9 protein-coding genes are annotated in these 6312 nt (G+C 68.1%); 3 read left to right on the forward strand and 6 right to left on the reverse strand.

Annotated features, from left to right (window positions below; all coding sequences use genetic code 11):
* A partial coding sequence (locus EZM81_RS17595; RefSeq protein ID WP_371685773.1) for a hypothetical protein occupies positions 1-292 on the reverse strand: 292 nt, incomplete at its 3' end.
* Here EZM81_RS17595 and EZM81_RS17600 point away from each other — a divergent pair.
* A complete protein-coding gene (locus EZM81_RS17600; protein WP_248298275.1) occupies positions 225-1133 on the forward strand; it encodes a hypothetical protein in 909 nt (302 codons plus the stop codon). The two genes, EZM81_RS17595 and EZM81_RS17600, sit on opposite strands and share 68 nt — an antisense overlap.
* 6 nt (positions 1134-1139) lie before the next feature.
* Here EZM81_RS17600 and EZM81_RS17605 read toward each other — a convergent pair whose 3' ends face one another.
* Positions 1140-1475: a DUF2190 family protein gene (locus tag EZM81_RS17605; RefSeq protein ID WP_136646681.1), complete on the reverse strand. Its 336-nt coding sequence runs from the start codon at positions 1473-1475 to the stop codon at positions 1140-1142.
* A 71-nt stretch (positions 1476-1546) separates the two neighbouring features.
* On the opposite strand from EZM81_RS17605, the gene EZM81_RS17610 reads away from it, so the two are divergent.
* Both EZM81_RS17610 and EZM81_RS17615 read left to right on the forward strand, forming a co-directional pair.
* Positions 1547-1786: a ribbon-helix-helix protein, CopG family gene (locus tag EZM81_RS17610; protein WP_136646682.1), complete on the forward strand. Its 240-nt coding sequence runs from the start codon at positions 1547-1549 to the stop codon at positions 1784-1786.
* Between the two features lie 5 nt (positions 1787-1791).
* Positions 1792-2079, forward strand: a complete 288-nt coding sequence (locus EZM81_RS17615; protein ID WP_136646683.1) for a type II toxin-antitoxin system RelE/ParE family toxin — start codon at positions 1792-1794, stop codon at positions 2077-2079.
* Between the two features lie 2 nt (positions 2080-2081).
* Here EZM81_RS17615 and EZM81_RS17620 read toward each other — a convergent pair whose 3' ends face one another.
* The 4 genes from EZM81_RS17620 to EZM81_RS17635 all read right to left on the reverse strand — a co-directional run.
* The gene (locus EZM81_RS17620) at positions 2082-4115 is read right to left on the reverse strand and encodes a prohead protease/major capsid protein fusion protein (RefSeq protein WP_248298276.1); all 2034 of its coding nucleotides are present in this window, start codon (positions 4113-4115) and stop codon (positions 2082-2084) included.
* 4 nt (positions 4116-4119) lie between these two features.
* Entirely contained in the window at positions 4120-5631 is a 1512-nt protein-coding gene (locus EZM81_RS17625) for a phage portal protein (RefSeq protein ID WP_136646684.1), read from the reverse strand.
* Positions 5631-5840: a phage head-tail joining protein gene (locus EZM81_RS17630; protein WP_136646685.1), complete on the reverse strand. Its 210-nt coding sequence runs from the start codon at positions 5838-5840 to the stop codon at positions 5631-5633. Before EZM81_RS17630 ends, EZM81_RS17625 begins: the two co-directional genes overlap by 1 nt.
* On the reverse strand, positions 5840-6312 hold a 473-nt coding region (locus tag EZM81_RS17635), incomplete at its 5' end, for a terminase gpA endonuclease subunit (protein ID WP_211195447.1). The genes EZM81_RS17635 and EZM81_RS17630, both read right to left, overlap by 1 nt.

Consider the following 6312-nt stretch of genomic DNA (forward strand, 5'->3'; position numbering starts at 1 on the left):
CGCGGTCGCGGACGGGCTCGCCCTGGATGAGGAAGGCGTCACCCTCGATCTCGATACGGTCGCCGGGGCGCGGGGTTGGCACCTCGGCCACGCGCAGGTCGATCCGGGTGGTCTCGGACCAGAGCCGTGCATCGCCGAGGTCGGTGACCGCATCGGCACGCCGGGCAACGACGCGCACCAGGACGGGCGCGCCGCCCTCGGCGAAGTAGACCGCGTCCCGACTGATGTTGGGATCGGCGAAGAGCAAATCGACAGTGGATGCAAAGGCGTTCACGGTTATGCTGCCCTCCATGACACTTGTTTCCATTTCCCAGAGCGCCGTTCGCACCCGAGCGCTTGTCGCCCTCAAAAGCGCACTGGCCCGTCAGCGTCCTGACGGGTTGATCGACGACAACGGCTATGCCGCAGATTTCAGGGGCAACCTGCTGCCGATGGTCCTGCCCGAGGACTTCGAGGCCGATCTCAGCGCGGGCGACGGCAACGAACTTCAGACCAAGTTTCGGGCAGCGCATTCCTCGTCTGCACTTGCCGTGAACTGCTTTGCGCCCTTCCGCCGTCGCATCGGCGATCTGGCGATGCCAGGCGGCGCGACCTTCGATCAACTCCAGTTCGAGCGGAAATGCCCGACTGGCCTGCGGGGCGGACGATCCCCGAACCTCGATGTTCTGCTTTCAGGCCCGACCGCCGTGGTCGGCATCGAGTCCAAACTGACCGAGTATGTTGTCAGACACCGCGCCGCCTTCTCGCCTGCCTATGCCGAGCAAATCCGCGACGGCAGGCGCGATCATGGCTATTTCCGCGAGATGATCCGGCTTATGGACGCGCCGGACAGCTATGTCTGGCTGGATGCGGCCCAACTGATCAAGCATGCCTTCGGTATGGCGCGCACGTTCCGGGATCGCTCCACCACGCTCCTCTATCTGTTCTGGGAGCCGCAGAACCCCGATGCTTGCCCCGAGTTTGCGGCACATCGCGCCGAAATCGCTGCTTTCGCCGAACGGGTTGCGGGCGCGGGTCCGAGTTTCGTCGCCATGAGTTATCCGGAGCTCTGGGAAACCTGGGCGCAAACCGGGCCGGCTTGGCTGACGTCACATCTCGCGGAACTCCGGGCCCGGTATCTCGTTGCCATATAGGCCCGATCAGAAGCTCCCGTTCAGGCGCACCCGGCCGATGGTGTCGCCTGCGCCGCCCGCCACCGCGACCACAGCCACGCCGATCAGGGTGTTCGAGGTGGTGGTCTTGGTCGCTTCCCTGGCGGTGTTGTCCCAATAGACCTTGTCGCCTGCCGCCCAGGCTTGCGATGCGACCTTCTTCAGATCGTAGACGCCGGTGAGCGCGGTCTCGACGGTTTCTCCGAGGGCAGCGGTGCCGGAAGCGACGCCGAAGATGGAGCCGACGAGCAGGCCCTCGCCCGAGGCGACGGCATAGGGCGCGGTCAGGGTGAGGGTGTTGCCGGGCTGGACGTAGTTCTTCATGGGGATTTCCTTTCGGGTGACAGTTGCGCGTGGTGCGAATTTTTCCTACCTTTGCGGCAGGAGGATCGGACATGGCCGGAAAGATCAGCATTTCCATCACCGACGAGCATGCCGCCCTTCTGCAGGAGGCGGTGGGCAGCGGCGCCTATGCCTCGTCGAGCGAGGTGGTCCGCGAGGCCCTGCGGGAGTGGCGGGCACGGCGGGTCGTGGGTGAACTCTGGGATGCCGGGATTTCCAGCGGCCGCGCCGAGCCCGGCACGACCATGGCCGATATCAAGCGCGAGGCGCGGAACCGCAGAAGCGCGTCCTGACACGCATGCCGCGGGTCCTCTTCACGCGGGCGGCCCGCGACGACCTGATCGAGATCTGGACGCACATCGCGGACGACGATCCGTCCGCAGCCGACCGCGTCCTCGACAGGCTGGACGAGGTCGCCAGCCACTTGGCCGACAATCCGCAGATGGGTCCGGCCCGGGACGATATCCGCCCCGGGCTGCGCTATCTGGTGAGCGGGTCCTACCTGCTGCTCTACCGGATCGTCGGCGTCGACATCGAGATCGTCCGCGCCGTGCACGGGCGGCGCGACCTCTACGGCCTGTTCTGACGTTACGCGCCCGGGTTCTTGTAGAGGCCGCGCCAGTCGATGGCCTTGGCGCCGAAGTCGAGGCGGCACTTGATCTCGACGCCGTCGACGTCGAAGCCGTTGCGGGTCTCGATGTAGGCGCCTTGCTGGCCCTCGAGATAGGCGTATTCGATGGTGTCGATCTGGTTGGGCGAGGCCGCCAGATACCAGGAGGTGGCACTGGCCGCATCGAGGCGCGGCTCGCTGATCGGCGAGAGGGTGCGGATCGACTGCGGCACCACCTTGGCGCTGTCGGCCGGCACGAGGTTCTGGGCCACCAGCTGCTCGGCCTTCAGTTCGAGGGCCGCAGGCACGATCAGGAAAGCGGGGCGGATGTTCAGCACCGTCTTCTTGTCGAGGCCGGTCTGCAGCGCCATCGCCGCCCGCGCCGCGCCGACGCTCGCCACATCCAGCGCAGCGCCCGTTGCGGCGAGGTTCTTGTGCGTGGTGTGGAAGAGCGCGTTGCCGTCGGCCATCGCCGGGTTTGAAGTGATGATGCCCCAGACGACGTCCGACTCCAGCTGGGCGATGGAGTTGCCGTACATCGCCGGGATCCGGGTGAAGGCGTCGAGATCGTCGTTGATCAGCGTCTGGCGGGTGATGGCGACGACCCGGCCATAGGTCTTGACCTTGTAGCTCTCCTTGCTCTCGCCGAGCGTGCCGCGCTTGAACTCGCCGCTTTCGCCGACTTCCAGAAGCTGCGGCGCTTCGCCCAGCTGGACGCGGTGCATGGCCTTGAAGTCGGTGGCGAGCACCTGGCGGCAGAAGAGCGTGAAGGTCCGGGGATAGGCGTCATAGGCCTGCCGCAGGGTCTTGTTGGTGACGGCCGAAAGGATCTCGGGAAAGTCCGAGGTCGAGTGCAGCGCCCGCGTCGCCACCTCGTCGCGCGACAGGCCGCGGGTGTTGACCCCGGCATTGCCGAGGCTTTCGCGGGCCAGTTCCAAGAGCGTCATGCCGCGATACTGGCGGGCGGCATCCTCCAGCGGAAACAGCGTCGGGCTGTAGCGGTGCAGGAGCGCATTGGCCACCGCGTCGCGGCGGGTGATGCGCTCGTCCCGGCCGCCGAGGGGGACGGAGACATGGGGGAAGGTCCGGGTCTCGTCAGACTTCGCGGCGACCTGGTCGAGGATCAGGCGGCGGGACTCGTCCACGCTGACGCCGCGCTTGACCAGGTCCTCGGCGAAGCTGCGCTCGAGGTTCAGGCGGCCCGTCAGATCGTAGATGGTGGAGACGCGGTCGCGCTCGGCATCACGGGCACGGGTCGCGATGGCCTCGGCGTCGGGCGCAGGAGCCGGTTCCGGCGTGCGCGCGGTGGTCGGTTCGGTTTGTGCCGGGGCCGCGACGGGCTGCTGGCGGGTCTCGGTCAAGGCGGGGACATCCCCGGCCACGGTGGTCGTACTCTCAGGCATGGATGCCTCCTTCTGCATGCGGGTGTCGACGATTTCGACGGGATAGCTGGCCTGATCTGCGGCGCGGACCTGTGCGCGGGGATCGGCGGGAACGGTCACGAAGCTGACCTCGAGCGGGGTCCAGCGTTCGACGATGCGCTGCTCGACCTCGCCTTTCGTGGCGGGCTCGACCACCTTCACCCGCTCGATGGAATAGCCGACCGAGACGTTCCGGATGATGCCGTCGCTGATCAGGCCGAACATGCGGTCGGCGGCCTGGTCGAGCCCCTCGCGCGGAAAGCGGATGGTGGCCTTGCCTTCCTTGCCCTCGATCCACGCGCGTTCGACGACGCCCACTTGCGAATGCGAGGACCAGACCGAATGGCTGTCGAGCGCCGGAGCCCCGGCATTGAGGCGCGTCAGGTCCACCGCCCGTTCGCTCACTTCGAGGATCTCGTCGAAGGGCACGGAGGTGTCCCAGCCGGTCCAGCGCCGCCGCCGAACGGCCGCGCCGGTGGTGAAGACCACGTCGACCGAGCGCGCCTCGGTGTTGACGGTCGCGGGCAAGATCGGCGCGCGCCGCAGCTGCATCGGCAGGGCGACCGGGGCCGACATGTTGGTCTCGGGCATGGCCCTATTCCTTCTTTGGTTCAGATGCGGGGGCGGCCGCCTCGCTGGCCGGATCGCCCGCCTGCGCGCTGCCGGTTTTCGTGACGCGGCGCGGATCGCTGTCGAGCACGAGGCCGAGACCGTCGAGCTTGGCGTTGGTCGCGGCGATTTCCGCGAGGACTGCATCAGGGTTATGGCCCTGCCGCGCGATAGCTTGCGCCAGCGTCATGGTGCCGGTCCGGATCGCCAGCAGATCGGCCATCGCGTCCTTGTAGGGATCGACGGCGTCGAACTTGGGCGGCGACCATTCCACCGGTACGTCCGGCGTCGGGATCTGGCCCGCCGCCCAAGCGGCCTCGGTGAACCAACGCCAGACGGGGGCGCAGAGCATCGGGATGAAGAGCTGCCACTGGACGGCGTCGATCATGCGGCGGAACTCCACGAGCCCCGCCCGGATCGAGGAATAGTTGACCTGGGACAGGTCCCCGGTCAGCAGTTCGTAGGGCACCCGGAACCCGGCCGAGATCGTGTGCAGGCTGGCGCGCTTGTATTCGCCGTATCCGCCGGTGGCCGCGGGCTGGTTGAAACGGATGTCCTTGCCGCCCCGGGCATAGGCGATCAGCCCCGGCTCGAACTGCTCGACCCGGTTGCCATCGGCGTCGACCACGGAGGGCGCGATACCCTGCTGGGCCTCGTCGTCGCCGAAGACGATGGCGGTGACGCAGGCCTCGGTCTTCTTGCGGACGAGTTCCGCCACCTCGTAGTCGTCGAGATCGCGCAATGACCGGATGACCGGTGCCCCCCAGGGAACGCCCCGCGCCTGCGTGCGCTGTTTCTCGTAGACATGGGCGATCTCGCTCGCCGGGACCGCGTGCGATCCGAGCCCGCCCTGCAGCGCGCCCCAGGCATCGCCGGGGTGCTCGGCATGGAGCCAGTAAGCCCGGCGCTTGCCGACCGGGTCGAACTCGATCCCCTGCACAAGGCGGCCTGCGCCGAGGGCGCCGGATTTGGTGGCGTCGAGGAAGTCGGCCTCCAGCACCTGCAATTGCAGCGGCACCGGCAAACCGTCCGACGATCGGCGCAACCTGCGACGCACCAGCACTTCGCCAGCCTCGACCATTTCGCGACAAATCAGCGTCTGCAGTCCGTAGAAGTCGAGCTGGCCGTCGGCGTCGCACTCCGCCGTCCAGCGTTCGAAGAGCGCGTCGACCTTGCGGTCGAGCGTGTCGTCGCCGCTGGCGGCGCGCGGCATGATGCCGGCGCCGATGATGTTGTTCACCAGCACCGCCACGGCCTTGGCCGCATGCGGGTTGTTGCGCACCAGATCGCGCATCCGGTCGCGCAACAGCGCCCCGGCCACGCCGATCTCGGTGTCGGCCGAGGAGCCCGGCGCGCGCCAGCCCTCGGTCCGCCGCCCCTTGGACGCGCCGTCATAGCCGCGCGTCAGGGTCTCGAAGGCCTGACGCGCCATGACTCGGCGCGCGGCCATGCGGGGCGACACCGTGGCGATGGCGTGGTCCATCCAGTTGGCGGGCATCAGCGATCCCCGCGGGAGAAGCCCGCCAGCCCGGCGACCGGCAACGGCCGTGTCGTTCCCGCGATGTCGCGCTCGATGGTCCGGATGCGGGCGAGCAGATCCTCGGCCGAGCCGTAATCCACCGACTTGCCGTCATAGCTGACCCGGGTCGTGCCGCTGGCATAGGCCCGGCGCAGCGCCGAAAGTTCGGTTTCCGTCCAGTCGGTCATCAAAACCATCCTCCGCGCCGTCCGAGCCAGTCGGAGCGGCGCTTGCCCTGCGGGGCCTGTCCCGGCCGGTTGATCTGCCCGGCGGGATCGGTGTCGGTGTGGGCTGCCCCGAGCTGATCCTCGAGGTCGCGCCATTTCTCGTCGGGCCAGCGATCCGCGCCCGCGATCCAGGCAGCGGCGCGGGCATAGACCCGGCAGTCCAGCGCCTCGTTGCGCTCGCGCAGCTTCTGCCATTCCAGCCGGGCAAAGCCGCGTTTCGTGCGGACCGTCACCAGCTGTTCGGCCACGAACTGCTTCAGCCATTCGCTTTCCACCCATGTGGGCAGGTGGATCGTGCCCGGCGGGAAGGCGGCGCCCTCGGCGCGTTCCTCGGTCGTGAGTCGCTCCAGCCGCAGGAAGCGGTAGGTCTCGGCCTTGAAGGTCGACACCGCCACGGTCCAGAGCCGCGCCCCGCGCCGCAGGCGTTTGCCGC

Origin of the sequence: Tabrizicola sp. YIM 78059 (genome assembly GCF_004959785.1) — a bacterium.
Taxonomy (GTDB): domain Bacteria; phylum Pseudomonadota; class Alphaproteobacteria; order Rhodobacterales; family Rhodobacteraceae; genus Tabrizicola; species Tabrizicola caldifontis.